General features: G+C 53.8%; 20 protein-coding genes. 4 read left to right on the top strand and 16 right to left on the bottom strand.

The features are described 5' to 3' along the window. Positions 1-13: 13 nt before the first annotated feature. The 16 genes from FYZ48_RS17510 to FYZ48_RS17435 all read right to left on the bottom strand — a co-directional run bounded on the left by FYZ48_RS17510 (position 14) and on the right by FYZ48_RS17435 (position 18,061). Positions 14-1,765, bottom strand: coding sequence for a GspE/PulE family protein (locus FYZ48_RS17510; protein WP_149342682.1), 1,752 nt, complete (start codon positions 1,763-1,765; stop codon positions 14-16). 17 nt (positions 1,766-1,782) lie between these two features. Beyond that, positions 1,783-2,118: an STAS domain-containing protein gene (locus tag FYZ48_RS17505; RefSeq protein WP_149342680.1), complete on the bottom strand. Its 336-nt coding sequence runs from the start codon at positions 2,116-2,118 to the stop codon at positions 1,783-1,785. A gap of 11 nt (positions 2,119-2,129) precedes the next feature. Next, positions 2,130-3,638, bottom strand: a complete 1,509-nt coding sequence (locus FYZ48_RS17500) for a GGDEF domain-containing protein (protein WP_149342678.1) — start codon at positions 3,636-3,638, stop codon at positions 2,130-2,132. Positions 3,639-3,671: 33 nt separating this feature from the next. Next, the gene (locus tag FYZ48_RS17495) at positions 3,672-4,061 is read right to left on the bottom strand and encodes a response regulator (protein WP_145443487.1); all 390 of its coding nucleotides are present in this window, start codon (positions 4,059-4,061) and stop codon (positions 3,672-3,674) included. A 64-nt stretch (positions 4,062-4,125) separates the two neighbouring features. After that, positions 4,126-5,592, bottom strand: coding sequence for a sensor histidine kinase (locus FYZ48_RS17490; protein ID WP_149342676.1), 1,467 nt, complete (start codon positions 5,590-5,592; stop codon positions 4,126-4,128). A gap of 215 nt (positions 5,593-5,807) precedes the next feature. Continuing rightward, positions 5,808-6,869 (bottom strand): tetratricopeptide repeat protein, encoded by a 1,062-nt coding sequence (locus FYZ48_RS17485; RefSeq protein ID WP_149342674.1) that lies wholly within the window; start codon positions 6,867-6,869, stop codon positions 5,808-5,810. A gap of 2 nt (positions 6,870-6,871) precedes the next feature. Next, a complete protein-coding gene (locus tag FYZ48_RS17480; protein WP_149342672.1) occupies positions 6,872-9,286 on the bottom strand; it encodes a hypothetical protein in 2,415 nt (804 codons plus the stop codon). A gap of 65 nt (positions 9,287-9,351) precedes the next feature. Next, positions 9,352-9,951, bottom strand: a complete 600-nt coding sequence (locus FYZ48_RS17475) for a hypothetical protein (protein WP_149342670.1) — start codon at positions 9,949-9,951, stop codon at positions 9,352-9,354. A gap of 183 nt (positions 9,952-10,134) precedes the next feature. After that, on the bottom strand, positions 10,135-10,743 hold the full coding sequence (gene pilO / locus FYZ48_RS17470) for a type IV pilus inner membrane component PilO (RefSeq protein ID WP_187782089.1): 609 nt from the start codon (positions 10,741-10,743) through the stop codon (positions 10,135-10,137). Then, positions 10,736-11,470, bottom strand: coding sequence for a PilN domain-containing protein (locus FYZ48_RS17465; protein WP_149342666.1), 735 nt, complete (start codon positions 11,468-11,470; stop codon positions 10,736-10,738). Before FYZ48_RS17465 ends, pilO begins: the two co-directional genes overlap by 8 nt. A gap of 101 nt (positions 11,471-11,571) precedes the next feature. After that, positions 11,572-12,645 (bottom strand): pilus assembly protein PilM, encoded by a 1,074-nt coding sequence (gene pilM / locus FYZ48_RS17460; RefSeq protein ID WP_145045886.1) that lies wholly within the window; start codon positions 12,643-12,645, stop codon positions 11,572-11,574. Between the two features lie 39 nt (positions 12,646-12,684). Next, positions 12,685-13,278, bottom strand: coding sequence for a pilus assembly FimT family protein (locus FYZ48_RS17455; protein ID WP_187782088.1), 594 nt, complete (start codon positions 13,276-13,278; stop codon positions 12,685-12,687). 65 nt (positions 13,279-13,343) lie between these two features. Further along, positions 13,344-15,311 (bottom strand): hypothetical protein, encoded by a 1,968-nt coding sequence (locus tag FYZ48_RS17450; protein ID WP_149342662.1) that lies wholly within the window; start codon positions 15,309-15,311, stop codon positions 13,344-13,346. After that, entirely contained in the window at positions 15,295-16,209 is a 915-nt protein-coding gene (locus tag FYZ48_RS17445) for a prepilin-type N-terminal cleavage/methylation domain-containing protein (RefSeq protein WP_149342660.1), read from the bottom strand. Before FYZ48_RS17445 ends, FYZ48_RS17450 begins: the two co-directional genes overlap by 17 nt. Beyond that, the gene (locus tag FYZ48_RS17440; RefSeq protein ID WP_149342658.1) at positions 16,190-16,786 is read right to left on the bottom strand and encodes a type IV pilus modification PilV family protein; all 597 of its coding nucleotides are present in this window, start codon (positions 16,784-16,786) and stop codon (positions 16,190-16,192) included. The genes FYZ48_RS17445 and FYZ48_RS17440 overlap by 20 nt, the downstream gene beginning before the upstream one ends. Before the next feature lie 447 nt (positions 16,787-17,233). Next, complete coding sequence (locus FYZ48_RS17435; RefSeq protein WP_149342656.1) at positions 17,234-18,061, bottom strand: HEAT repeat domain-containing protein; 828 nt, start codon at positions 18,059-18,061, stop codon at positions 17,234-17,236. A 217-nt stretch (positions 18,062-18,278) separates the two neighbouring features. Between FYZ48_RS17435 and FYZ48_RS17430 the strand changes: the two genes are divergently transcribed. The 4 genes from FYZ48_RS17430 (at position 18,279) to FYZ48_RS17415 (ending at position 23,680) form a co-directional block, all read left to right on the top strand. Further along, a complete protein-coding gene (locus FYZ48_RS17430) occupies positions 18,279-19,502 on the top strand; it encodes a protein-L-isoaspartate(D-aspartate) O-methyltransferase (protein ID WP_149342653.1) in 1,224 nt (407 codons plus the stop codon). A gap of 292 nt (positions 19,503-19,794) precedes the next feature. Further along, positions 19,795-20,865: a CAF17-like 4Fe-4S cluster assembly/insertion protein YgfZ gene (ygfZ, locus tag FYZ48_RS17425; RefSeq protein ID WP_149342651.1), complete on the top strand. Its 1,071-nt coding sequence runs from the start codon at positions 19,795-19,797 to the stop codon at positions 20,863-20,865. A gap of 87 nt (positions 20,866-20,952) precedes the next feature. After that, positions 20,953-22,293 (top strand): hypothetical protein, encoded by a 1,341-nt coding sequence (locus FYZ48_RS17420; RefSeq protein ID WP_149342649.1) that lies wholly within the window; start codon positions 20,953-20,955, stop codon positions 22,291-22,293. Between the two features lie 154 nt (positions 22,294-22,447). Beyond that, a complete protein-coding gene (locus tag FYZ48_RS17415; RefSeq protein ID WP_149342647.1) occupies positions 22,448-23,680 on the top strand; it encodes an LL-diaminopimelate aminotransferase in 1,233 nt (410 codons plus the stop codon). Positions 23,681-23,778 lie beyond the last annotated feature (98 nt).

The following is a 23,778-nucleotide window of genomic DNA, read 5'->3' as shown; positions in this document are numbered from 1 at the left end:
GATGCCGTCATGATTAAGAACGGATCAGCGCGGGTTTTCGGGGAATCCAGCCGTCATCACTGACTTTGATGGCTTCTTCCACTGTCGTCAGTCCTTCCTGGGCTTTACGCAGAGCGTCGTACCGCAGGGGGATCATGCCATTGTTCTGTGCATATTCTTTGACTGCTGCCACCGTAGGATTGGATGAGATGATTTCCCGCAGATGATCATCAACGGTCAGAATCTCATGCACGCCGATACGCCCGGAGAATCCGGTATTGCGGCACCGTTTGCAGCCTTTGTTTTTATAAAATTCGTTCGCTTCCAGGCCGACCCGTTCCACCGCCAGTTGCATCGCCTTGGGCAATTCATACGGTGTTTTGCATTTCGGACACAATTTACGACAGAGTCGCTGTGCCAGTGCCATGTTGACAGCTGCCGCAATCAGGTAGTCGTCGACACCCATATTGATCAGTCGCGTAATCGCGGAAATCGCATCGTTGGTGTGCAGCGTACTGAAGACGAGGTGACCGGTCAGGGCTGCCTGGATGGCGATCTTGCCGGTTTCCTGGTCGCGGATTTCGCCCACCATTACCACATCCGGGTCCTGTCGCAGCAGACTTCGCAGGATCGTGGCGAATGAGAGGCCGATTTTTTCATTCACCTGGAACTGATTGATAATCGGCAGCTGATATTCGATCGGGTCTTCGACCGTACAGACATTCTTCTCAATCGAGCTGACGGCATTCAGAGCCGCATACAGGGTGGTACTCTTACCACTACCGGTAGGCCCGGTCACCAGAATGATGCCGTTCGGTTTTTCCAGCTGTTCGGTGAAGTTTTCCAGAACTTCGGAACTGAAGCCCAGCTGTTCGAGTGAAATATTGACGCTGCGGTTATCCAGAATACGAATCACGACCTTTTCACCGGTCGGCATGGGAAGCGTACTCACACGCAGATCGATGGGACGCCCTTCCATCAGGACGTGAATTCGACCATCCTGTGGCAGACGACGCTCGCTGATGTCGAGGCTCGCCATAATCTTGATACGCGAAGAAACCGCGGGCGCCAGATGCACGGGCGGTTCGAGTGCCTGGTGCAGCACTCCATCCACGCGATAGCGCACCCGCAACTGCTGTTCGTTGGGTTCGATGTGAATATCGCTGGCCCCTTCGCGGACCGCATTGTAGATAATGTAATTGACCAGTTTGATGATCGGGCTCTGGCCGGCAAACTCGACGTCGAAGCCGATGTCGTCGATTGATTCTTCGATCAGTTCGACATTGGTGCCGTTCGCATCATCGATGATGTCGTCGATCACGAACACGTTCGTGTTCGGCATATAAGTCTGCACCATCCGGCGGATTTCGCGGGCGCTGGCGGCGACAATCTGGATTTCTGACTTGGTCAGGTCGCGGAGCTGGTCGACCAGGAAGACGTTCGTCGGTTCCGCGACCGCAACGGTCAACACGTTGCGGACTTTGAACAGGGGCAGCACCGTATGTTTTTCCACAAATTCACGTGGCAGCACATCGAAGATTTTCGAGTCGAACATGCGGCTGTCGAGCTGCACGTAGGGAATGCGGTATTCCAGGGCCAGGCATTCCAGCACCTGCTCTTCGGTGCAATATTCGTTGTTGACCAGCAGCTCACCCAGCAGCTGGCTGCCATCTCCCTGAGACTGTTCCTCCAGCGCGGAATCCAGCTGTTCTGCAGTGATGTACTCTTTAAAGATGAGCAGATCACCGAGCCGCATTTTCGGTTGTAAGAGGGAATTGGTATTCATGACTGGTTCTTAAATCTTTATTGAAAGCTGGAAACCGCTTCGATCACCGAATCGAAAATATCGATCCGCTGGTCGAGTCGCGTCATTTCCAGAATTTTCTTGCCAGGTTCTTCCAGGCCGCTGATCTTGAGGTTCCCCCCGTGTTCCCGGGTCAGATCCTGCAGATCGAGTAAGGCCGTCAGGCCGGCACTGTCCAGCAGATCGCTGCGATCCATCTGCAGGACAACCTGGTAATGCAGTTCGTTTATCGCCTCTGACAGCGCATGGACGAAATCACCGGATGTGTCATCCGTCAGTTCATCCGGTGTATGGGCCACCAGAACATTGCCAAAAACTTCCGTTGTGATCTGCATGTCTGACTCGCTTATGTACCCGGTTTCCTGGTGGCGTTCGTATCCAGGCCGACCACCTGATTTCGTCCGCCTTCCTTCGCCTTGTAGAGATATTCATCAGCCACCCGCACCAGTTCTTTCGTGGTTGTCGCAGGGTGACGAAATTCTGTAACGCCAAAGCTGGCAGTAACTTGCAGTTGCTGACCTTCGAAGAGAATCGGGCAGTTTTCCAGGGTCTCACGTAAATCTTCCGCGATCTGACGTGCCTGAGAATATTCGTGATCCAGCAGGACGCCAATGAATTCTTCACCGCCGTAGCGCGCCAGTACGGCATTATCGGGCATCACGGTTTTCCAGATGCGGGCGACCTCTTTCAGTACGAAGTCACCGGCCTGGTGCCCGTAGGTATCGTTGAAGGATTTGAAGTGATCGATGTCGCTCATGATGATGCTGAGATTGGTCGACTGCGCTTCTGCGCCCTTCACCAGTTCATGCAGTTTTTCCTGGAAGGTCGCGTGGTTATACAGTCCGGTCAGACCATCGCGGCTGGCCATCTCTTCAATGCGTTTGAACAACTGTGAATTCTTGATGCCCAACGCGTAGATATTGGAAAGAATGTAAATCAGGCGGCCAATGGTGGGAGAATCCACGTCAATCTTGTCGATGATCAACAGCCCGATCAGTTCCGAACCCACGGTCAGCGGTGCAATCGCATCTGGCATCTGTGGGTCGTCTTCGATGATCCGCTTGAGGCGGTAATCCTGATCGGCGTCGTTCCGCATCACAATCTGGCGATGTTCGATCACCCAGGCGGCTACGCCATGATTGGCTGCAGGCCGGTAGTCCAGTCGGTCGCGGGCTCGCGCGGGCAGTGCATTTTTCAGTGCCCGTGATTTTGAATCCCAGAGATATACCTGGCATGATTCACATTGCAGCGAAGCTTTGGCCGTGCTGATCACGGTCGGAATCAAAGATTCGTTGGATTGATTGGTAGAGATCCGACGACCGATGTCCTGCAGCGTCAGCAGGAGCAGTGGATAATTCACGCCACTCTCGACACTCGTATTCTCTTTCTGCTCGCTGACCGGTTTCTCATTGATTTGTGTAATTCCCGATTTCGAAGCATCGACGGCGGCCTGTTTCTGAGTCTGGTACAACTGGCGGACCAGTTCGTCATTCTGATCGTGCATCTGAGACAGTTTGTGACGCAGTTTGCCCATATAAAGATCGATCAGCAGTACCAGTCCGACAAGCACGCTAGCGCACATAATACTCGCTGGGTAGGTACTTCTGACTTCTTCCAGGTCCGGACGAAAGAAAATTTCGGCGAAGCAGGAACTGATGGAAAGCACTGTAATGGTCCAGTAACAGACCCGTGGTGAAGAAACCGCCGCCAGAACGGTGGGAGGTGCCAGCAGCAGCAGCGGAGCCACCCCCAGGGGCCAGTGCATGTAGGCACCCAGGAAGACCGCCAGCGGACACAGGCAGACTACCAGCAGGGAGTAAGACCAGAACTGGATGGCAGTGTAATAATTTCGCATGAGATAAAGTTTCAATAAACTGAATTTGAGCGACTAACCAATCGTGTCCGGTGCCGTTTGCAGACACTCCTGGACCTGTGTTAACAATTTCTTGGGGCTGAAGGGTTTCACCATGACATTGGTGATTTTCAGATTCTGCATATATTCATCATGATCGAATTCGAAACCTTTCCCTGTCAGTAACGTAAGCGGGATCGATCGGGTTGCTTCAAATTCGCGAATTTTTTCGCAGAGTTCCAGACCATTCATGCGGGGCATCTGCAAATCGGTGATAATCATCTCAGGAGCCCGCTCCTGAACCTGTTCCCAACAGGCGTACCCATCCGGAAAGCTGACGACTTCCAGGCCCGCTTTTTTAAGTTTCATACTGACGGCACGCACAATGTGCGAATCGTCGTCACAAACATAAACCAGATGACTCATTGCAGTATTCCTTGGTTCTTTCCATCTGTCGAACCGCACCAGGGCGGGTCACGAACGCATTCTGTTATATAGTTACCGGCGGTGCCAGTTGTTTTTTCTTCTTCTGTTCTTTATGTCCCAGCGGAATGGTGACCGTGAAACAGGTACCTTTATTGACGACCGACTGCACCGAAATGGATCCATTATGGACGTTGGTCACAATGAAGTGGACCAGGGCCAGACCCAGTCCCGTACCGGCTGCAGAGCGGTTGTTTTCGGGTACCCGATAGAACCGGTCAAAAATGTGAGGCAGCGAATTTTGTGGAATTCCCATCCCGGTATCCCGGACTTCGATGACTGCCGTATTGTCTTCCATTCTGCTCCGCAGGCGGACTTCGTGTCCGTGCGGCGTGTATTTAACTGCATTTGACAGCAGGTTGATGATCGCCTGGCCCAGCATGTCTCTATCGACGTGCACGGGCAGATAGAGATCGCTCAGTTCGGAGGTAAACGTAATGTCTTTTTCACCGGCATTGGGCGAAATGACATCTGCGGCGGATTTGAGAATGTCATTCAGCTCGCAGTCGTGCCGTTTGATTTCTACGACACCACTTTCAATGCGGGCCAGATTCAGCATGCTGTTGACCAGTCGAGTCAGACGGTCAATCTGTTCGTTGATGAAGCCATACAGTTCTTCGGCTTCGTCCTCTTCGCAGTCACCGTCCAGCAGCATCTCGATATAAGCCTTGATCCCGGCCATCGGTGTTTTCAACTCGTGAGCGACCGACGACACAAACTCGGCGTGCCGTTCCTTCTCATTATTTTCTTCGCCGATGTTTTCCACCACGATTATGGTTCCCAGCAGCGCCTGATTTTCATCGAACAGGTTTGTTGCGATGGCGCGGAAATGAGACTGGAAATCGAGTCCCGTTAACTGGAACTCGCTGCGGCGGCTTAACGTGGCATTTTTGCGTTCAATGGTTTTAGTGAGCAGGCTGGCGATTTCGGGAATCACCACATCGCTGCTGAGGGCCTTATTGAGTGCGAGGCCGGATTCACTGTTGTTCTGCGTGCGGTCCGCTTCGGGTATCACGAACTTCGATGCGGCCTGATTCGAAAACTCCAGCGTGTGTTGTGCGTCGAAGACAAGTACCCCGGTCTCCAGGTGATCCAGTACCGATTCCATCAGAGCCTCTTTCTTCGAGAGGGCATTCAGACGGGCTTTTAACATCGTCTTAACCTGTGTGGTCGATACGAGTTCGGTATCGGATTCTTCAATCTTCTGAATCGCTTCCGCGAACAGCTTTCCGAAGAAGTTCTTCTGCTTCAGTTCCGGACGCAGTAATTCGGGATTCCGCAGACAGGCACTGATCTGATCGCGGTCTTTCTGCAGGGATTTCACCAGCCAGGCCCAACCGACGAGTGAAGCCACCAGCGAGGCGGCCAGCGCCAGCATGGGAGAAGCTAACTGGCTGGTTACCAGGAGGTTATCTACACAACTCATGAAGAGCAGCAGTACCACCAGAACCCAGTATTTGCCATAACTTGTCATCGCCGAACACCTTCTCAGCAGATTAACGACACTGCTGAAAATGAAATACCCTGTTTCGAATCCAGATTGGAGTACTACAGAGCGCACTCCACCAATTAAGAAGTGATCTTAAATCACCACTCTAAATCTAGGTTACGAAATCGGGGTTGTCCAATTTCGGGAGCGAGTTTGCGCTGGGCAAATGAATCTTGCGCAAAAATACGCAGTTCAGGTGATTACCTTACCGCCGTCTGTTGCGCAGGGAGCAGGGCCGCGACCTCTAACAGCGTAGGATCAGCGGGCCATTTTTTACGGGCTGTAGCGATGATGGCTTTCGCATCAGTTGTCTGGCCCCGGTTGATTGCGCATAACCCGCGCAATACCTCTACGTGGAGTAACTGGTGCTGATGGGCGGCAGAAATTTCATCGAACAGTTGTTGCGCCTTTTCCAGATCTCCCAGCCGCAGCGCTGTGTCGCCAAAGGCGATTTTTTCCGAAAGCGACAGCAGTTCCCGGTCTGCTTCCTGGCAAATGGAGAACTGTTCAAAAGCTTCCTGGTACTTGCCGGCGTGATACAGACAGCGGGCGCGGTGTTTTCGCCAGACGTGGTTTTCGGGCAGATGATTGATCACCATCGCATAATACACGCTGGCTTCGGACCACTGCTGATTGACCTCACAGACGCGACCCAGGGCGATGGGCAGTCGTTTGCTGCCCGGTGTCGTATGCAGGGCCCGTAACAGAACTTCATGAGCCTCATCGGTGCGGCTGGTCTGCTCCAGAAAAGCCGCCAGTTTCAATGAGTAGTTTTCTTCATGCGGTTTCAACGCGATGGCTCGCTTCAGGCAGGCGATGCCTTCCTGGGTCTGGCCGGCCTGAAAAAACAGGGTTCCGATGGCACTCTGTTTGGCGGCGTCTTGAGGACTCGCAGCGCGAATCGCCCGGAGCGACTGCAGAAACTGTTTCCGGTCCCCCATGTCGTAGGAGAGCTGGGCCTCGATTTCAAACGTCCCGATATGACCGGGATCTATTTCCCGTGCCGAGGCGAGCAGCGACCGGGCCTGCTGCAGTTCTCCCTGGGAGTAATGCTGTAATGCCTGATCTACGAGCTGATTCGCCCGTTCATTGAAGGGAGATGTCCGCTCGGTCCGTGAGGAAGCCTCTGAGGTCTGTGGTATGGTTTCCCCTTGCAGTGCCTCACCTGACATCTGCGACAGCGTGGAAATCGGCACCGCCTGACAGCCGCAACAGATCAGCCAGACCAACGCACAGGCGATGCAACAGAGATTCCGCAGCATGCTCAGGGCACCTCCTCCACGACCGGAGCCGGCATCTGGGGACCAGACAGTGGAGGCAGTCCGATCATCTGGCGGTTGCGGTTGATCAGTGCATCTTCGATGTACTTCTTCAACTGAATTGCTTCGGTATTGTTCTTATCCAGGCGGACAGCAATTTTGATGTGCTCTTTGGCTTTAGGCAGGTTTCCAATCCGCAGGTATTTCCTGGCCAGCTTGATATGCATCTGGACAATTCGTACCTGGTTGATCGGCAGGAAGCTCTTCTTGAAGTTATCAATCCGCTCTGCACCCTCGTATCTCTCGGCCTGACCTTCAGCATTGGCCTCTTCAGGATGTACGATCCGCGGTGTGATCAGCACGATCAGCTCGGAACGGGTCGTAATTTCCCGCTGCTGGCGAAACGCATTCCCGATCACGGGAATCGCACCTAAGAGTGGAACCTGGTTTTTGGTATCGGAGACACGTTCTTCAATCAGTCCCCCGATGACAACCGTATTCCCGTCGCGGACCATGACGTTCGTGGTGACTTCAGTAGTCTTCAGGTCGGGTAAATTCGTCGAAGAGTTAATGGTCGCCGAGCTGCGTTCCGGATGAATTTCCATCCGAATCTGTCCATCGGGAGTAATAAAAGGCCGCAGGTTAAGCACGATACCGGAATCCAGAAAGTTCACGTTCTGAATTGAAGTATTGCCGTTCTGGGTGACCGTGGAATAACTGATGCGATCACCGATAATCAGTTCCGCTTTCTGCTTATTCAATGCTCGCAGCTGAGGAGAGGCGATCAGGTTGGTTTCCGTGATGTCTTCCAGTGCTTCGATAAAACCGCTGATGTCGCCGTGCAGGAACCCGTATTTCAATCCTGCCAGGTCAGCCACAAACTGACCGGTTGGCGGGACGATCGACGAACTGCCTGACCCCGGAAAACCGCTGGCAGCGTTCAATGTCTGACCGTTACCATCAACGAGCAGGCTCTTGTTATTCCCACTGAGCATGGCGAAGTTCACGCCAAACCGCATGTCATCATTCAGCGTGACGTTCAGAATCATCGCTTCAATCACCACCTGCAACGGAGGCACATCCATTTTTTCCAGCAGGCGATCGACCTCTTCCAGGATCTCAGGATAATCGCGAACCAGAATGGAATCGTTTTGAGCGAACGAGTCACCGCCGGCACTCGTTTCATCGGGAGAAATCCCGACTTCACTGGGTGTGGTCAGCGAGACAATCCCCACGTTTTCCGTCAGGATCGGCGTGATCAGCTGCTGTAATTCTTTGGCACTGATGTAAAACGGAGTATAGAGCTTGGTGACAACTTTCCGGCTCGACTTCTTCTTCTGTTCCAGCTGAGCCTGGGTCATCACGTAGATGAATTCCCCTTCTTTTTCTGATGTCAGATCGCGCGAACGCAGGATGGCATCCAGGGCCTGCAGCGGCGTGACATTCTTGAGGTTCGCTGTGATTGTCCCTGAAACGCTCTGCCCGGCCAGGATATTCATGCCCGAGAGTTCGCCCAGCATGTCCAGAACCTGCATGATTTCCGCATCCTGGATCTGCAGGGAGAAAGTTTCCCCGGCTCCCTTATCGGGGCTGACTTTCAGGACCGGCTCTTTTTTCGTTTTGGAATCGGCAGGGGCACTGGTCTCGCTGGCAGCGGGAGCCTGGGGTGCCGTGGCCTCCGGAGCAGGAGTTTTCGGCTGTGCAGCAGCGTCGGCTTTGCCCTGCATCCCATCCAGTTTTCGTTCGAGATCGCGCAGCTGATTCATCTGCTGCATCTGTTGCAGGAGCTTGGTCGCCTGTTCCAGACGATCCGTATTCTGTGCCAGTTCCATTTTAGACTGCTGCTGGACTTCCAACTGCAGATTGGTCAGCCGATCAACCTGACGGGTCAGGCTGGCAAGCCGCATTTCCATTTTCCTGTCCATGGGATCCACGGGTTCAGGCTGTGTGTCCTCGGCCAGATGAAACTGAATTGAGCGGGAACGCTCTGGTGTGGCTGGAGTTTCGCTCGGCTCTTCCAGTGTGGGATCGACAAGCGTCCGCGTCTGTACGGTTCGAGATGCGGTCGCTGCAGTTTTGACTTCAGGCGAGACATGCTGTGGCACCGGTGTCGCCTGCACGGTACGGGCCACAGTTTTAATTTCAGGCTGCCGTTCAGGTTGTGCTGTCACAACGACTTGCTGCGCAGGCGCGGGCTGAGGTTCTACCGTGGAATCAGATGCTTTAACTGAAGCCTCAAGCAGAGGCTCTTGATATGTGGGGACCTGTTGCTGTGGTGCCGCACTGCGCGCAGTCCGCGCATGGTGGGGTGAGATAAACAGGGACTCTGGTGTTTTGACGTCGGTCATGGCTGCGATTAACAGCAGCGAGAGACCTGTCAGCATTGCCCAGAAAGCCGGTATAAAAAATTGTCGTTTCATGTTTCGACCATCATCCGTGATCGTTCGAATCAGTTGAGAATCAGCCTGTGATGCGAACCGTCTGATTATTCAAATTTAATAAATGCGGAAGGATCGTTTTGAATTTTTAATTCAAATGTCTGATCGCCCTGCCGCAAAATCACACTCCGGTCTGCGACCCGTTCCAGAACGTAGGTCACATTGTCATACTGGAATGGCTTACCTTCGTAATACAGTTTTTTGTTGATCATCGCCGCCTTGCGAAATTTACCGATGATCGTAGTCGTCAGGACGATCTCGTCGGGCAGTGCCTTGATTTCCGGTTCCTGTTTCTCCATCTGAACCGGTTTGGGTTCGGTTTCAACCGGCTCTTCGGCAAACAGAATGGGGGGCGAGAACTGGTCCCGATTCACCTCAAAAGGATTGCGTTGAATCGCTCCCATCTGCACTGACTGCACCAGCGGATCTGTATGCATCAGAGAATCGAACTGTTCCCAGGAGTGAAGTGTGGTTTCTTTGGGATCGAGCTGAGTGAAACTCATCTCCGTCTCGACCGGAGGCCGTTGTGGAATCGGTGCCGGACTCACTTTCGCGGGCGTCAATTCGGGAGCGGTAGTGCCCCGCATGGCGCGATACAGTGGCGGAATCCAGAAGTACAGACCGACCAGCAGCAACACCCCTAACATCAGGGTTTTCTGCCAGCTGACCTTCAAATCATGTACTAATTGTTGGCTGAACGATTTCACGTGTAGTTCACCACATCTGGAATAGATGACTGTAAGAAGGGAAACGGATCTAAATTCGGTTCATGAGCGAGAACGCCTGTTTTCGAAGTTCACCTCAGGGATAGCTTGAAGGGGAGTGTCTCTTTATCTTTTATCGGTCGAAAGAAAGGACCGGCTGACCCTATTTTCCTTAAAATCGGAAAAATCACTCTCAGTATCGCGTAATACGTAAACTGACAGCTCGACGGTTCCTTTAACAAGGCCCGTATTTTCTCCATATTGACTCGTAAGCATCAGATTGGAGACGGTAAACAGCCGACTGTCGGTATCCAGACCATTCAGAAACTGGATCAGCCCCTTGTAAGGCCCGCTCACATTGACCGTGAACGGCTGCCTCAGATAGGTTGCATAAGGCACAGGCTCACCTGGGTTTAGAGAAGAAACCGTCAGCGAGGAACTATTCGCCAGTTGTGCCACCCGCTGCAGAACCCGGTGCGTATCTTTATCCGTGGGGATGTGTTTTTTCATGCGATTGATGAATGCCTCGCGCTGCTGCAACTCCTCCTGCAACTGTTCGAGTTGTTCAACCTTGGTGGGGATCGCGCGGATCTGTTCCTGGATGGAGGCGATCTGCTTATTGAGCTGCTGTTTGCTCTTGAGCCCCGGCAGGTAAATCACAAAGGTAAACAAGGCGACCACTACCGCCAGGCTGATGATGGTGATCAGGCTGTCGCGTCGTAATTTTTCATTCATGGCCATAACCTCCTGTCAGGGGGTGATCCAGGCCGGCGGTCAACCGGTGATCGAGTGGGGGAAGAAACATGCCTGGTGCTTTCACCACGATACGAAGTCGGAACTGCCGCATCGTTTCTCCTTCGAACATCGTCTCGTTGGATTGAATCAGATCGATGGCTTTAAACACGCCCAGTCGATCCAGGTTTGACATATAATCAGAGATCGAAAGATGGTCGGGGGCGATCCCCTGCACCAGCAGCACCAGTTGTTCGTCCGTCCGGTGCTGTTTCAGCTTCTCGAGATCCAGCTTTTCAGGAACCACGTTCTCTGGTGCTTTTTTCTGTTTGACATTCGTCGGCTTTTCTTTACCCGCCACTTTTTCAAACAGGAATTGAAACTCGTTTAATGAAACATATTCGGGCAGAGAGTGGCTGGTGATCGCCAGGAGTTGTGCCGGTGATTCATCCAGCAGCAACCCTGCCAGCAGATCGGCCCGCACGTCGGCAAGCTCAATCTGCTGTGTCAGCCGTGCAGGGTCCTGCAATTGCTCATGCATCTGCTGGATGTGCTTTTCCAGCGTTTCCTTTTTCGACTGCAGTTCGTGCTGGATCTCCCGCTGTCGCACGGTGCTCAAGGTGACCAGCGTGAGGAAGATGACGACAATCGAACGACGCCAGATCCGGTTCCGGTGTCGTCGTCGCACTTCGCGATAACTGGCAGGTAAAAAATCAATTTCAGGTATCATGCTCTCGCCCTTAACGGGTTGCAGACAAATCCGGCTCTCGGATTCGCTGGTATCTATCTTGTTGGAATATGGTTTGTCTCAGATGTATCTCTGATACTGTGTTATTTGTCGGAACTTTCTTTCATGGCCAGTCCCATGGCGGTACTCCATCTGCCGGGGCGTTCCAGAATCGAGGTGGAAGTCGGCCAGCTCTTGAGACGTTCGAACGGATTTCCCATCCGGCAGTCTGTATTCAGCCGCTCTGAAAGAAAGTCGATCAGCCAGGGACTCGATTCGTTGCCCGTCACCACCAGCTGGTCCAGTTTCTTTCCGCGAAAAGTCACTTTGTAATATCGCAGGCAGTTCTCCACTTCAGTGCTGATCGATTCCAGCAGTGAGCGGATCGAATCAATCACCGACCGGTGCAGCTCATCACTGGCATCCAGCGTCGGAGAATTAGTCACGATCTTTCGCAGACGAATCGCCTCGGTCAGTGGCAGATCCAGATTGTCAGCCACGGCCCGGTCCAGGTGATTACTCCCCTGCATAATGTATTTGAGAAACAATACGTTCTGCTGATCGGCGAAAATCACGGTGGTGGCGGCGTCACCAAAATTCAGATAACAGCTCACCGAGTTCAATTGCAGCTCACGTTTCTCATCATGAAAACAACGCAGCGTGGCCGATGGCTCAACGTCAATCGCCTCTGCAGTCAGTCCCGCCTGTTCCAGCAGATTCAAATGTCGTTCCAGAATTCCGTTGTGACAGGCCAGCAGGATCACTTCCTGCTTGGTGTTCGATTCCTGTCGTACCTGTCCTGCAGGCAGATGACGGATTTCCGCTTCCGTAACCGGGTAAGGCAGACGTTCTTCCGCCTCCCAGGCGACGACTTTCGCGATTTCTTCTGTCGGCAGTTGAGGCAGTCTCACGTTTTGAATGAACAGCTCCTGCGAACCCAGGCAGCTGATCACACGGCGGCCTTTGAAATGATGGTCGACCAGGATCCGCCGTAGTTCAGCGGCGATCTTTGTGTCGCGTTCATCGGCAGTGAGTCGGTCATCCAGATCGAACTGCTCCTGGGCAATGGCATGCACGACCCGATTCTGTTTCGGGCCGGTCAACTGCACCAGCGTGGCCGAACTGGGGCCCAGCTGCAAACCGATGGGTGTATATTGTGAACGAGGTAAGGAAATCATGTTGATTGATTCTGTCTATTATCAGGTATTTCTCTAGTTTCAGTTGGTCTGTATTTCATCTGCCCACGCCTGGCCTGTAATCCAGGAGACCGTAATCGGGATGGAAAAGGTGGTCCCGTTGCGAGTCGTGGAGATGACAAGCATGGTATCTTCGCTGCGTCCCGGCCCGGTGCCTCCCATTGCTCCAAAAGCCAGGTCGCGTACTTCAGTGTCAGAGGTCTTCAGATAGATCTGGCTGATGACGACCCGATCGGGCAGGTTCAGAGTATCTTTCTGTACGGATTGTATGTATTTCGTTTTGTCTGCGGTTGACCCCGCCAGGCTGTTTTCCGGCACAGGTGCGGTACCTGCCCCGCTGTGTACGATTTCGTATGTCTGCGTATTGAGATCGAATTCCACCGTGTATTCGCTGTTGAACTGAATGGCATGATTCCGCGCCAGCCGCAGGTCAGCCACCAGCATCCGCGCTGTGGTCTCCAGGGAATGCGAAGTACTTGAGTCAATGGAAAGCAGCGAGACCGAAGCCAGGATTGAAATCAGTACGACCACAATCAACAGTTCAACCAGCGTGAAGCCCGCCCGTCCACATTGATTCTGTACCGTGCGCAGGATCCGCGGTCGGGTGCACTGCATGCTGCAGGCCCCTCTGCTGTGTTCCCAGGTTGGTTGGTGTCGGCTGTTAATCATGGTTCTGTCGTTTAGTTTGTTTCGTTCCAGTCAATCAATGACCAGCGATATCCGGCGAGTTCCGGGTTGGCATCGCCTCCGTCGTAGGGTTGAAACAGCGGAGGCTCCCAGCGGTATTCCCGTTCGACCAGGTTTTGGATCTGCAACGTAGGTTCGAGGCTGATTCCGTAGGTCTGGTAGTAACTGTCCCAGCCGGCAAAGTTACCCGGGTATTCCAGCCATTCACTGAAACCGATGTCGCTCATTCCCAGAATACTTCTCAGATAATTCGTATAATTCCAGTTGCTCTTCCGGTCGTTCCACAGAGAGCTGTACAGCACCCATTCGTTGATCCGGTAGAAGTCATAGGTTTCTGCACAGACCGGCCCACGAATTTGAATCAGGTTGCGTTTGTGTCGTTCAATGCGATAAGAGGTGGGGGTGGACTGTTCGATTTCTCCCCGAACCGTCAACTGCTGCTGACCGTGGTCAAAGCCAACGATGGGATACCAGCTGCCTGTCGTGCCCGTGTTCCCCGTACCCGTTGTTTCCAGCCAGATCGCATAGTCGCCATTCGCTGTCAGGCTGCTGAGAATTTTGTATTCCTGCAACTGAATCGTGCTGTAAGGTTGGCCCTGGGGAGCCGCTGTCGCCGTACCACTCAGACTGATATTGAGTGCGGAAGGATAGCTGAGCGAGCCGCCCCCCCCTTTCACACTCCCCTGACAGACGGTGGCACCCTCGACGGTGGTCTGCGACTCACGTCCGAACTCAATGTCGTGGGCGACCATGCTGGGTAACTGGGGCCAGAGTTGAGAATCCGTCACGATCGCGTCTCCGCTATCGTCTTTCCAGTTAAAGGCGGTCAGATGGATCTGTTTGCCATAAAAATAGATTTTCCCCGTACAGACCAGCGTCCCCTGAATGGTCACGCTGTCATACACGCTGAGATTTCCCGAGCGATAATAGATGCCCAGGGGGTTGTCGGCCGTCGGTTTCAAAGTCCGGTTATACAGAGTCGAACCCAACCGTTCGGCCTGATATAGAGGCCCCCCTGCATACAGTCGGTACGAGGAGAAAGCGGCATAATCGGTGCTGGGAATGGTCAATCGCTCGCCTGTCGTCGACCAGTTCACTTTCAGGTCAGACAGATCATCGCGGACCGCGTAATTGGGGTAGTTATAAAAAGTGACATTCCCCGCAATCGGGTGGGGCGTGGAGATCCGGGCGTCGGACAGGCTGGTTGATCCCTCGGGAAACGAGACAAACCGGTTCCCCACATCCTGCAGATAAGTATCTCGAATAGAAGAGCTCCAGGCCGGGTCGGAGAACATGTTGTATTGATCGTAGATCCAGATGTTCCCGTCGAAGCGAGTGCCCGGATCGAAGTTGAGTGACGTGTAACCCTGCTCTGCGAACAGCACATAGTCTGTGACGCGATCGAAGTCGCCGTCATTGTTGATCTGGTCAGAAGCCACCTCAGAGTCGCCCGGCAGAATCGTCCGTCCCTGAATTCGCGGTACCAGCCGAACCCGGGCGGTAATCTCGTGTTCTGATTTCATGTTGGAATCGGCGGCAGACGTCCAGGTCCCCCGCGAAGAGACGTTGAGTTCGAGTACCGAACTGAGCGAATTACCGACGGCGGCGAAAGAAACCGCATAACTGCAATCGCCATCCGCGTCTGCTTGAAATGGTCGCTCGTACTGATCGCTGACGCCTTGCCAGTCGAGTGAATTCAGTCGATTAAGGGCATCTGAAATGCCGGCCCGTGCTGCATTCCGTGCCAGGTCGCGACGTGATCCATTCGCGGAGATTTGAGTCTGTACGCTTTGTGTCTGAATGAATGAGTATGTTAAGACCAGCGACATGCTCAAGGCGAACATCACCAGGATCAGCGAAACTCCAGATCGCGGCGCGCACTTGGAGCGGTCATGGCAGTGCTGATGCACCGAGCCATGTTGTCGCAGGCAGGCCTTCAGGAGTTTATGGTGTGTACGCATACAACCTCGAACAAGATCCAAAAAACGGTAATGCGGTTTCCGAGTTGATGTCGGTTAACGTGTTCTGTTCTGCGGTCTCAAACTGGATTTCATAATTCACGGTCACCTGACGCAGCCCGCTGGTCGCACTCACAGTGCCCTGAGGCCAGGAAAGATTCATCCAGGCACTCGTGCCGGGAGTCGTGGCCTGCAGACTCGCATCATCGGGAGTACGGGTAATCGTGAAAATCAGATTCGACGCCGTTGGTCCCCACGGACTTCCCGAGAGCAGGTACTGACTGTTCTTCAGCCGCTTGCTCAGTAGCGCCTTCTCCGCCTGGCTGGATTGAATTGCTGTGCGAATCGTGTTGTCGAACGACGAACTGTTAAAGTCGATCTCCGCCGAAGAATCGGGCAACGCGATTTCGACAAACTGATGTGCGTCTGCGGGATCCGAAGTGTAAATCAAAATTTCGTTCATCCGAGGCAGCCGGTTTAAGGTTCCATTCTGGCTGATCCCCCCGTTCCGTCCGCCGGACCAGACCACCAGAATGTCTGGGACATCGATGTAATTCCAGGCGCGGGTCACAACAGCCAGCCCCACTTCGGGAGCCTGGCCATTCACCTGGTAAATACCAGCCTGCGAGATCATCATCCGCATCCGGTCGAAGGATGCGGTGATTTCGGCCTGCGAATCTTCTATTCCCTGCGTGTGTCTCCAGGCGGACTGAGTGGCGGTAACGATTCCCGCAAGTGCCATGACCAGAATTGCCGAGATCGACATGGCCATCAGCAGTTCCACCAGTGTAAAACCCCCCGCGCGTGAAGCAGTGCCTGCGCAGCAGCAAACGCAGTCCGAATGGTGGCCACTCGCACGGCGTGTTTGTTTCTCGCGTTGATCAGGGTGATAGTGGTACATAGCTGAAAATACGTGTGGTTTCCTTAATGGTCTGTCGAGGAGCACCGGCCTGCATCGCCAGTTTGATGGTGACGGTTACGCGCCGATAATCAGTGTCGCTGGTTGTTACTTCCCATTCCGAGCTGCTGTTCAGGCGAATTTTTTCCACGGTGACTTCGCGCGTAAGTCGCTGTAAAAAATCGCTGTCGGGTTTCAGCAGTGTGGGACGGGCAATCGGGTAGGCGCTCAATACGGTTAATGGCTCGCTGCCCAATGCATATCCGGTCTTATTCTCCGGCGGCGTGGAGGACCATTTGTGATAGTCATCCAGATCATTGAACTGACTGCGGTTTCCGGTCGCGGTGGGACGGGAATCACTGGAGGTCGGGAATCGAACGGCGGACATCTCTTCCAGCAGTTGATCTGCCAGACCTGCGCCGATGTTGGAATTCAGAGCCGAATAACTGGCTCCCAGAGAAGCACCGATGGCTGAGAACAGAGCAGTACCGGCAATCACTGTGATGGTCACAGAGACTAACGATTCCACAAGTGTGATTCCGGTGCGGCGAGATCGCTGCAACCTGTTTCTGGTTGCCATGACCTTTTTCCATAACAGTCCGCCTGAGGGTGCCGATCGAATTTGCCGTTCGTTGATTCACAAAGCAGCAAAAGCGACCTGGATATCCAGCACCATCCAGACAGATGGTTTAAGATAAAAAGCGCGGCAAGGTCCCCTCAAAGCTCCCAGCTTTCCTTGCCGCGCTGTAGATCCTCGCTTCGATGAAGAAGCGGAGGAAAATGATGTTCGCATGTTGGCGAGAGGATTGTTGCCCCCTCTCTGCCAGTAAAAGTAGGTCAGCTTTCCCGGGAGTCAAACAGAATTAAGAAAGATCTCTGAAAATCGTCAGCGTCGGGGCAGTTTCCGGAGAGATCCCCGCTTTGCGAGATACTACAACTGCGGGAACCGCTACAACCGGCGCGCGAGACAGACCGGGAGCGTTGTCGAAAGCTTAATGGTCAGCAGAAAGTCTGGCTGCCGCCGCGCTTATTTCTGCGCCTGTTCGATTTGATCTTTAGAAGCCACTGCTGCTTCGCGGAGATCGTCGCTGGTATTCTGATTATCGATCAGCGATTGAAGTTCGGTCAGCGAGGCTTTGGCCGGCTGCCCCATCTGGCCCAGAACTTTAATGGCCGCCAGTTGGACGTCGCTGTTCTCATCATTCAAAGCCGCCTGGATGGCCTCTACCTGCGCGGTAGAGTGTTCTTCCAGATTTCCCAGCGAATAGACGGCCGTCAGTCGCGTATTGGGATCACTGTGCCGGGTCAGCTCGATCAGAACCGGAATGGCCTTGTCGCGGTGTTTAGGAAAATGCGTCAGGGTTGAAGCAGCGTTGACCTGCGTGAAGGGGGATTCATCCGACAGAACTTCCACCAGAGCGGGGGCCGCCGCTTCCGCGTCAGGTCCCAGGCTCGCCAGATACATACTGGCCAGTTCGCGTGCACCCGGATCGGTGTGTGTAAGCCCTTCCGTTAGTGTGGGAACGGCAGTCTTACCGAAGGCGACCAGTTTTTTGTCGGCGGCCTGCCATTCATCGGGATCGGGTTCGGTACGGATTGCGAGCAACTTTTCGAAAGCCTCTTTGACCTCGGCCTGAGGATCGACGGGTTCACTGACACTGACGGTCTTCGACTCTGCTTCAGCCGGTTCTGGCGCAGTTTCAGCGGTGCTTTCCGATTCCTCGCTGACAGCCGCTTTCGCCGTCTCTGCTTTCGAGGAAGCATCACCACTACTACAGCCCTGCAATCCAGGCAGGCACCACAGACATCCAATACTCAGTACAACGAAAAACGGTCGCATGTTCCGGGAGTCCATTCACTTAAGAATCCTGAAAAGTTTATCACACCGCCGGATGATAGCGGATTCTGTTGATTGTGTGGATAGAAATCAGAAAATCATAAACCAATCTGTCCAATCCCGCTTTGAAATCAAAAATCGCCATTAACGTGAAATACCCCAAACTGCTATAATTTCATCACTATCATACAAATAAACACTATTTAAACCTCTCCGCTGACCAGAGGAAGATTTCATGCAGCGATTGAATAAAAATGTGCTCAGTCTGCTTTTCCTGACCGCTTTGCTGGGGCTCTGCCAGCCCGCGTTTTCGCAAAACAACGAATATTTCCGCAACCAGCGTAACGAGATGGTCACGCGTTACATTGAGGGCGAAGGCATTAAAAACCAGCGCGTGCTCTCATCCATGCGGCAGGTGCCCCGCCACGAGTTTGTCAGTTCGAATCTCAAACATCTGGCCTACCAGGATCTGGCGCTCCCTATCGGGTACAAACAGACGATTTCTCCCCCTTATATCGTCGCCTACATGACCGAAACCATCGATCCTCAGCCGACCGACAAGGTGCTCGAAATCGGTACCGGCAGCGGATTTCAGGCAGCCGTCCTCTCCGGACTGGTCAAGGATGTCTACACGATTGAAATTGTCGAGGGTCTCGGTAAGAAGGCGGCGGTTCGACTGAAACAGCTCGGCTACGATAACGTACACACCCGGATCGGTGATGGTTATCTCGGCTGGCCGGAAGAGGCACCCTTCGACAAGATCATCGTGACCTGCTCGCCGGAAAAAGTTCCCCAGCCGCTGATCGATCAGCTTAAAGAGGGGGGCACACTGCTGATTCCCCTCGGTGAAAGGTATCAGCAGGTGTTTCATCTGTTCCAGAAAGAAAAGGGACAGCTCAAACACAAACGCCTGATTCCCACCCTGTTCGTCCCCATGACGGGACGCTCGGAAGACAATCGGGAAGTCAAACCGGATCCCCTGCATCCGGAAATCGTCAACGGCACATTTGAAGTCGATGCCAACCAGGATCAGAAAGTCGATAACTGGCACTATCAGCGCCGCGTCTCACGCATGACGGATGAGGCACCCGAAGGCAAATCCTATCTGCAGTTTGAAAATGACGTCCGCGATCAGCTCTCACAGATTCTGCAGGGGATGGCGATTGACGGCTCCAAAATCAAGAGTCTCGAAATCAGCATGCAGGTCGGCTATCTGAATACGGCACAGGGAACCAAGGCTTATCAGAAGCCCGGACTGATCATTCATTTTTATGATAAGATTCGTCGCAATATCGGGCAGGCCTACCTCGGACCCTGGATTGGCAGCCGCGACTGGCACCAGGTGAAAAAGACCATCAACGTGCCACCCCAGGCCCGCGAAGCCGTGATTCAGTTAGGTTTGAACGGAGGCACGGGAACACTGAAGGTCGACGATCTCAAAATTGAAAAGATCGACTGAAGCCGGCTTCTTATTTCTGATTCACCTGTTTTCTCAGCATCGCTCAAGGTCCGCGCACATCAGCCGAGCTGCGTTGATTCGACATCGTTCCGTTTAAAAACGGCTGCACACCTTGGAAAACAGCGTCTGTGAATTAAAATGGAAACAGGCAGGCATTAAATTAGAGAACCCGCCTGAACCAATCAACGACGTACAACATAGACAATCCGAGTGTCAAGCAGCGCCGGTCTCCATATGACAGAGGTCAATTGGAGTGACAGCGCGCCACTCTCCATCACGATGGGATAATCAGATGCCCTTAAATCATTTTCAGCTCGTCCAGGAAGCAGCCGGTGCTCATTTTCCCGATAAGGACCATGAGTATCCTTACCCGGCACATTACGGCGATCCCCAACAGGAGTATCAGACAGGCCATGAATCGGCAGTGCTCTTTGATTTAAGTGATCGCGAGCAGGTCGAACTCAAGGGGGCCGACCGTCAGAAATTTCTGCACAATTTCTGTACCAATGATATCAAGAACCTGCCCGTCGACCAGGGCTGTGAAGCCTTTGTCACTAACGTACAGAGTCGCATCCTGGGGTACATCACGGTGTTTAACCAGGGGGATTCACTCTGGCTGGATCTCGCGCCCGGTCAAAGTGCTGCTCTCACCGAGCACCTGGATCGTTACATTATTATGGAAAACGTCGAACAGATCGTCCGTTCGCCGGAATTCGGCTGTCTCTATCTCACCGGTCCCGAGGCAGGTCACATCCTGAGTAAACTCAACATCGCAGCACTCGCCGTCAATCAGCAGCAGCGAGTAACCGACAGTGAAGCCGAGCTCACCGTCCGCCGCGTCGACTGGTTCGGTCAGCCCGGGTATCTCTGTAGCCTGCTCCACGAAAAAATCGTCGCGTTCTGGCAGCAGCTGATTGAAGCCGGGGCAAAGCCCGCCGGTCAGGAAGCATTCGAAGCGCTGCGAATTGAAAGTTGCTTTCCCCTCTCCGGTATCGATCTGACCGATGAAAACCTGGCACAGGAAGCGGGGCGTAGCAGCCAGGCCATCTCCTTCAAGAAAGGTTGCTACCTGGGACAGGAACCGATCGCCCGCATCGATGCACTGGGGCACGTCAACCAGGAACTGAGAATCATTGCCCTTGAGGGCGACGGGGTGCCTGCTCCCGGAACTCCGGTTATGGCGACAGTGAAAGACAATCAGAAAGAAGTCGGCAAGATTACTTCTGCCGCGAAATCTTACGGCAAGTATCCCGTCGTGGCTCTGGCCATTATTCGAAAAGAAGCTTATGAGCCGGGAACCAAAGTGGAAGTCGTCATGGAAGAACAGGCTGTGGAAGGTACGGTGCTCTGCTCGATGGAATAGCCGTCCATTCTCTCTGATTGCCCTGTTCCCGGCGCGGTATATTCACCGACAGTCGCTATAATGAGTCAAAAAACGGTGAATTCATCCATGTCTCGTGAGACGCTCCAGCTTCGATTACTCAAAACCAACCTGGCCTTCTTCGCACTGCTGCTGCTGGGGACGACCTGGCAGCTCTGGACACCACAGACGCGGTTTCCCCAGATTCCACTGTTCGAGTGGGTTTCTGCACTCCCCGCGGGCATCGACTGGTTGACGCTGACGATCATGCTGACCACCGCGGGGTGTCTGCTGTTGTTTTCTGTCGTGCCCCTCTGTCTGCGCAAGCCGGCTCCAGAGCCCGGCGCGAACTGGCAGCGGATTTGTGGCCTGTTGTTTCTCGTCGCGTACGCGGTTTCAGTGCTCTTCGATCAGCATCGCCTGCAGCCCTGGACCTACCAGTTTGCACTGGGGCTGTTGCTGCTGACGTCGCTCACTCCGTCTCGGGCGATTCGGTTGTTGCGCCTGTTCGTGATCAGTATCTACGTCTATTCGGCACTCTCCAAGTGCGACGCCAGTTTTGTGCAGACGCTCGGTCGTCAGCTCGCTGAAGGGCTGTTTTCGTCCATCGGAATCTCGACGGCCTTCTGGTCTCCGCAAACGCTGGGCTGGATTGCCGCGACGTTTCCGGTGGGAGAACTGCTGGTCGCCGCCGGTCTGTTTTTCCGTCGTACCCGAAAGCCGGCGCTCGTGGCAGCCATCGGGATGCACGTCTGTCTGATGCTGGCGATCGGTCCCTGGGGTTTGAATCATTACCAGGGTGTGTTGATCTGGAACGTCTATTTCATCATCCAGGATCTGCTGCTGTTCACGCGGAACCCGACCCTGGACCGTCCCCGCGCCGTCAAAGACGATGCACAGCTCCAGGCAGAGAGGCTGGTCCCCGCGCGCGTGCCGGGCATCGAACGCGTTCCCCTGCTGCTGGTCTGGCTCGCTATCCTGGCGCCTCTGTTAGAACCGACCGGCTACTTTGATCACTGGCCCGCCTGGGGACTGTATGCCAGTCGTCACGACCGTGTGGTTCTGCTGATTGATGAAGAGGCCCGCGCGGAACTCCCGGCTGCCCTGCAGCCGTTCGTCGATCCGCCCCAGCCTTTGAGCACCTGGTGCCGGGTTCGGGTAGAACGCTGGTCGCTGGCGGAACTCGGTGCGCCCCTTTATCCGCAGGCCCGCTTTCAGCTGGGGGTCGCCATTGGAGTGGGACGCATACTGGAACAGCAGTCACCCGCAGCGGAGGGAACGCCACGCATGCGGATTCTGTTCGAAGGCGCAGCAGATCGCTGGACGGGCAAACGTAAAGTCAGTGAATACACAGGCTTAAAAGAGATCGAATCCCAGAGAGATCGTTTCTGGTTGAATACCCTGCCCCGCCCGGTCGCACAGGCGGACTGAGAGAACCTTTTGCAAGAAACAGGGTCTATCCGGAGTGCCTCGGTTGCAATTCGGGCAAATTCAAAATACAACGGCGTTTCCTAAATTTAAAACCAGCTTGCATCAAGCTTAATACCAGATTCACTTGGACCATTTGAACATTTGAGGCGTAAACATGGCTTTGATTAACGATCACTACCTGAAGCTCAAGGCGGGTTATCTCTTTCCGGAAATCGGACGTCGCGTCAATAAATTCTGCGAAGAAAACCCGGATGCAGCCGTGATCAAGCTGGGCATCGGCGATGTGACCGAACCCCTGCCCGCCGCCATTCGCGAAGCCATGCACAAAGCCGTCGACGAAATGGGTGACCCTACAACATTTCATGGCTACGGTCCTGAGCAGGGTTACGGCTTCCTGCGGGAAGCGATTGCCAAAAATGATTTTCACTCTCGGGGCATCGATGTCGCTGCAGATGAAATTTTCGTCTCCGACGGTTCCAAGTGTGATACGGGGAACATCCTCGACATCTTCGGTGCCGACAATAAGGTCGCGGTGACGGACCCCGTGTATCCCGTCTATGTCGATACCAACGTGATGACCGGCCGCACCGGAGCCGCTGATGACAGCGGACGCTATGCAGGTCTGACCTATCTGCCCGTGACGGCGGAAAACGACTTCGTGGCAGAACTGCCCGAATCTCCCGTCGATCTGATCTACCTCTGCTATCCCAACAATCCGACCGGAACCGTCGCCACTCGCGAAACGCTCAAGAAGTGGGTTGATTACGCGAAAGAAAACGGCTCGATCATTCTGTTCGATGCGGCCTATGAAGCATTCATTACCGATCCGGAAATTCCACACTCGATTTATGAAATCGAAGGCGCTCGGGATGTCGCGATCGAATTCCGCAGCTTCAGTAAGAACGCCGGCTTCACTGGAACCCGTTGTGCGTTCACCGTCGTCCCGAAGTCATTGAAAGGGAAAACATCGACCGGAGAAACTGCCGATATTCATCCCCTCTGGAACCGTCGACATTGCACCAAATTCAACGGTGTTTCTTACATCATCCAGCGGGGTGCGGAAGCAGCTTACTCTGATGCTGGTAAAGAGCAGATCCAGGGACTGATTTCCTTCTATCTCGAGAATGCACGTTTGTTACGTGAAGGTCTGGAAGCGGTAGGCATCTCAGTCTATGGCGGCGTCAACGCCCCTTATGTCTGGCTCAAGACCCCCGGCGATTCAACCAGCTGGGACTTTTTCGATGAACTGCTCCAGAAAGCACACCTCGTCGGAACACCGGGCAGCGGCTTTGGTGCCTCCGGGGAAGGTTACTTCCGGTTAAGTGCTTTCAACAGCCGGGATAATATCAACGAAGCGGTGACCCGCTTCCAGAAAGTCGTGAGCTAGACTCCTGGGTTGATTTGAACGGAGAAGTACGAGAGAAACCCCTGTTTTTCAGGTCGTGGATGCTTTATTGTAGACACTTCCGGGGCGTCTCTCCTATA

It is taken from the genome of Gimesia chilikensis (assembly GCF_008329715.1).
Taxonomy (GTDB): Bacteria; Planctomycetota; Planctomycetia; order Planctomycetales; family Planctomycetaceae; genus Gimesia; species Gimesia chilikensis.
The sequence above is the reverse complement of the archived record's forward strand: the minus strand, read 5'-3'. Positions and strand labels throughout refer to the sequence as shown.

Bases quoted from the DNA above. Each gene is read 5' to 3' on its own strand.
- FYZ48_RS17415 (WP_149342647.1), top strand. From the start codon at position 22,448: ATGGCTTTGATTAACGATCACTACCTGAAGCTCAAGGCGGGTTATCTC.
- FYZ48_RS17485 (WP_149342674.1), bottom strand. From the start codon at position 6,869: ATGCTGCGGAATCTCTGTTGCATCGCCTGTGCGTTGGTCTGGCTGATC.
- FYZ48_RS17480 (WP_149342672.1), bottom strand. From the start codon at position 9,286: ATGAAACGACAATTTTTTATACCGGCTTTCTGGGCAATGCTGACAGGT.
- FYZ48_RS17465 (WP_149342666.1), bottom strand. From the start codon at position 11,470: ATGATACCTGAAATTGATTTTTTACCTGCCAGTTATCGCGAAGTGCGA.
- FYZ48_RS17450 (WP_149342662.1), bottom strand. From the start codon at position 15,311: ATGCGTACACACCATAAACTCCTGAAGGCCTGCCTGCGACAACATGGC.
- FYZ48_RS17490 (WP_149342676.1), bottom strand. From the start codon at position 5,592: ATGACAAGTTATGGCAAATACTGGGTTCTGGTGGTACTGCTGCTCTTC.
- FYZ48_RS17475 (WP_149342670.1), bottom strand. From the start codon at position 9,951: ATGTTAGGGGTGTTGCTGCTGGTCGGTCTGTACTTCTGGATTCCGCCA.
- pilO (WP_187782089.1), bottom strand. From the start codon at position 10,743: ATGAATGAAAAATTACGACGCGACAGCCTGATCACCATCATCAGCCTG.
- FYZ48_RS17435 (WP_149342656.1), bottom strand. From the start codon at position 18,061: ATGGACTCCCGGAACATGCGACCGTTTTTCGTTGTACTGAGTATTGGA.
- FYZ48_RS17495 (WP_145443487.1), bottom strand. From the start codon at position 4,061: ATGAGTCATCTGGTTTATGTTTGTGACGACGATTCGCACATTGTGCGT.
- FYZ48_RS17440 (WP_149342658.1), bottom strand. From the start codon at position 16,786: ATGGCAACCAGAAACAGGTTGCAGCGATCTCGCCGCACCGGAATCACA.
- FYZ48_RS17510 (WP_149342682.1), bottom strand. From the start codon at position 1,765: ATGAATACCAATTCCCTCTTACAACCGAAAATGCGGCTCGGTGATCTG.
- FYZ48_RS17430 (WP_149342653.1), top strand. From the start codon at position 18,279: ATGCAGCGATTGAATAAAAATGTGCTCAGTCTGCTTTTCCTGACCGCT.
- ygfZ (WP_149342651.1), top strand. From the start codon at position 19,795: ATGCCCTTAAATCATTTTCAGCTCGTCCAGGAAGCAGCCGGTGCTCAT.
- pilM (WP_145045886.1), bottom strand. From the start codon at position 12,645: ATGATTTCCTTACCTCGTTCACAATATACACCCATCGGTTTGCAGCTG.
- FYZ48_RS17420 (WP_149342649.1), top strand. From the start codon at position 20,953: ATGTCTCGTGAGACGCTCCAGCTTCGATTACTCAAAACCAACCTGGCC.
- FYZ48_RS17500 (WP_149342678.1), bottom strand. From the start codon at position 3,638: ATGCGAAATTATTACACTGCCATCCAGTTCTGGTCTTACTCCCTGCTG.
- FYZ48_RS17505 (WP_149342680.1), bottom strand. From the start codon at position 2,118: ATGCAGATCACAACGGAAGTTTTTGGCAATGTTCTGGTGGCCCATACA.
- FYZ48_RS17445 (WP_149342660.1), bottom strand. From the start codon at position 16,209: ATGTACCACTATCACCCTGATCAACGCGAGAAACAAACACGCCGTGCG.
- FYZ48_RS17455 (WP_187782088.1), bottom strand. From the start codon at position 13,278: ATGCAGTGCACCCGACCGCGGATCCTGCGCACGGTACAGAATCAATGT.